At 67.9% G+C, this 3,171-nt stretch carries 4 protein-coding genes; 1 reads left to right on the plus strand and 3 read right to left on the minus strand.

Annotated features, from left to right (window positions below; all coding sequences use genetic code 11):
• Positions 1-185: 185 nt before the first annotated feature.
• The 3 genes from ACX9OT_RS21775 to ACX9OT_RS21785 form a co-directional block, all read right to left on the minus strand.
• Complete coding sequence (locus ACX9OT_RS21775) at positions 186-695, minus strand: pathogenicity-like protein (protein WP_459003657.1); 510 nt, start codon at positions 693-695, stop codon at positions 186-188.
• 4 nt (positions 696-699) lie between these two features.
• Positions 700-1,620 (minus strand): acyl-CoA thioesterase II, encoded by a 921-nt coding sequence (tesB, locus tag ACX9OT_RS21780; RefSeq protein WP_004148214.1) that lies wholly within the window; start codon positions 1,618-1,620, stop codon positions 700-702.
• Between the two features lie 127 nt (positions 1,621-1,747).
• Positions 1,748-2,524, minus strand: coding sequence for an enoyl-CoA hydratase/isomerase family protein (locus tag ACX9OT_RS21785; RefSeq protein ID WP_012479449.1), 777 nt, complete (start codon positions 2,522-2,524; stop codon positions 1,748-1,750).
• Positions 2,525-2,558: 34 nt separating this feature from the next.
• Between ACX9OT_RS21785 and ACX9OT_RS21790 the strand changes: the two genes are divergently transcribed.
• Complete coding sequence (locus ACX9OT_RS21790) at positions 2,559-3,005, plus strand: copper chaperone PCu(A)C (protein ID WP_459003659.1); 447 nt, start codon at positions 2,559-2,561, stop codon at positions 3,003-3,005.
• Positions 3,006-3,171 lie beyond the last annotated feature (166 nt).

Raw genomic sequence — 3,171 nt, forward strand, 5'->3', positions numbered from 1 at the left:
CTGCGCCTGATTGTTGATTTCATTGAACATTCCTTTTCCAGAGGGAAAAGGTGTCAACCCAATTCAGGACGGGTCACATGACAAAAAAAGGGGACGGAGGGGATTAAGTCGTTTGTGCCAAAAACGACTTAATCCCCTCCGTCCCCTTTTTCGGCTGCCGGCCAGCGGCCGGCACTACCCGTGCGTCACTTCGAGGGCTGGATGCGAACCCGGATTTCTTCCTCTTCCGGTGCGGCCTGCGGAGCCGGTTGCGCCTGCTGCGGCTGGGTCTGCGGGGCAGGGGCCGGTGCGACCGGCGCCGGGGCGCCACGATGGCGCAGGCCGATCACCAGCGCCACGCCGGCGATCACCACCAGCAGGGCGATGCGGATGCGCCAGGCCCAGCCGCGCCCGCCGCTTCCCTGTTCCGGCATGTCGCGGAAGGCGAATTCGGCGGTCGGATGGTCGCGGCGGGTGGTGTCGAGCAGTCGCGCCTCGCGCAGGATTTCACGCGCGCGCGGCTGGTCTTCGGCGCGCACGATCCACACCGCTGGGTAGGCGTTGGCGTTGCCCAGGTCGGTATAGCTGAACTGGCCGCGGCGACGGGTCTTGTACGAGCGCCCATTGGTCACCTTGACGTCGATGCCATGCCCGCGCAGGAGCTCGGCGACGCCTTCAACGGTTTCCACACGCTGGCTGCTGAAGATCTGGCGCATCGGATCAGTCCTTGGCCGGCACGGCGGCGGCCGCGGCCTGGTCGGGAACCACGCGGATCAGGCCTTCCTGCGCGGTGCTGGCCACCAGCACGCCATTGCGGGTGAAGAACTGGCCGCGGGCCAGGCCGCGCGAATCCTGCGCGCTGGGGCTGTCCAGCGAGTACAGCAGCCAGTCGTCGGCACGGAACGGGCGGTGGAACCAGATCGCGTGGTCGAGCGAGGCCATCTGCACGTGCGGGTGGTAGTAGCTGATGCCATGCGGGAACGTCGCCGTGCCCAGCAGGTGGAAGTCGGAGGCATAGGCCAGCAGTGCCTGGTGCAGCTCCGGGGCATCGCCGACCGGCTCGCTCAGGCGCAGCCACACCTGGTGGTAGGGCGGGCGCTTGGGCGGGTTGAGTTCGTCACGCGGGTAGACGTGGCGGAACTCGAACGGGCCGCCGCGTGACAGCCAGCGCTGCACCTTGATTGGCAGCCGCTCCAGCACTTCGGCCGGCAGCGGACGGTTCGGTTCGATGTCTTCCGGCTGCGGCACTTCGGGCATCTTGTGCTGGTGCTCGGCGCCGGTCTCGGCCTGCTGGAACGAGGCCGCGCAGAAGAAGATCACCTTGCCGTGCTGGATCGCGGTGACCCGGCGCACCGAGAAGCTGCCGCCGTCGCGGGTGCGGTCCACGTCGTAGACGATCGGGTGGTCGATGTTGCCGGCGCGCAGGAAGTAGGCGTGCAGCGAGTGCACGTGGCGGCCGTTGTCGACCGTGGCCTGCGCCGCAGCCAGCGCCTGGCCCAGCACCTGCCCGCCGAACACGTACTTGGTGCCGATGTCGCGGCTCTGCCCGCGGAACAGGTTGTCCTCCAGCCGCTCCAGCGTGAGCAGGTCGATCAGCTCGGAGACGACGGGTTCGGGCGTGTCGTTCAAGGGGGCGGCCACAGCAGTGAAAGTGGCCTGATTATACCGGTGCAGCCCGGCCCATCATCGGTAGTGCCGGCCGCTGGCCGGCAACCTCATGATCCTCCTGGGGTTCCTGCGGATGCCGGCCAGCGGCCGGCACTACCGGTTACTTGCCGAGGCGCGCCACCAGCGCCTGCAGGGCGTTCTGCGCATCGGGGGCGAACCAGGCCTCGACGAAACGGTCGAGCTGGATCAGGTCCGGGTGCAGCGCCTCATGCAGGTCGGCGCGGGCGATGGCGCGGGTCAGCAGCATCGGCTGGCGCGGCTGCTTGAGCAGGTTCTGCAGCCAGGCAATGGCGCGTGCCACCACCAGGTCGCCTTCGGCCAGCTCATCCACCAGGCCGATCTGCAGCGCCTGTTCGGCCGGCACCAGCGAACCGGTGGTCAGCAGCACACCGGCGCGGTGCACGCCCACCGCACGGCGCAGCAGGCGCTGGATGCCCTCCGGCGCGATCAGGCCGACCTGCACTTCGTTCAGGCCGATGGCATACGGCCGCGACGGATCGGCGCTGCGCGCCATCACCCGGTAGTCGCAGCACAGGGCCAGCACGCAGCCACCCGCCGGGGCGTGGCCGGTGATCGCCGCGACCACCGGAATGCGGCTCTCGGCCAGCGTGCGCACGGCGCCAAAGAAGGCGTTCCAGGTGTCCAACAACTTGTGCTTGTCATCGCCATGCGAGAGCAGGTGCGGCACGTCCATGCCGCCGGTGAAGACGCGCTCGCTGCCCGACAGCACGATGCCATGCGCGTCTTCGGCCATGGCCAGCTCGATGGCATGGATCAACTGCCGGCACAGTTCGGTGTCCAGTGCGTTGACCGGCGGCCGTGCCAGGCGCAGTTCGCGGATGGGGCCATGGTTGATCACCTCGATGAGCGTCGTCATGCTGCGGTCTCGTTGCGAAGAAGGAACCTGGGCGATGATAACCAAACCATTCGTTGGCGTACTGTGGGTCCTGTGTGCGACCGCAGCATCGGCCTCGGCCGCCGAACCGGCGTGCGTCACGGTGGAGCAGGGCTGGGCGCGGTTGCCTCCGAATCCGGCAATGCCGATGACTGCCGGCTACGGCGTCATCCACAATGGCTGCAGCAAGGCGGTGGCGATCACTGGCGCAATCAGCAGTGGCTTCGGCGATGTGTCGCTGCACGAAACCACGATCGTCGATGGGGTCAGCCGGATGCGCGCGATCGAGCGTCTGCCGCTGGCACCGGGCGCACGCGCCGAGCTCAAGCCCGGTGGCCTGCATCTGATGCTGATGCAGGGCAAAGGCGCGTTGAAGGAAGGGCAGGCGCTGCCGTTGCGGCTGCAGCTGGAAGGCGGTGGCGAAGCGAGCGCGACGTTGGTGGTGCGCAAGGCCGCGCCGTAAGCGCGCGGGGAAACGGCACGCTGCTGCTGAAGCAAGGGGTTGGGATGGCCGTCGTAGCGTCGAGCTTGCTCGACGGCCCCGGCCAGCAGCAGTCGAGCAAGCTTGTATGTTCCTCCCGGCTCCTACGAGGTATGTAGGAGCCAGGGTGGAGGGACCGTCAAGCATG

The sequence above is a fragment of the Stenotrophomonas genospecies 3 genome, assembly GCF_054473855.1.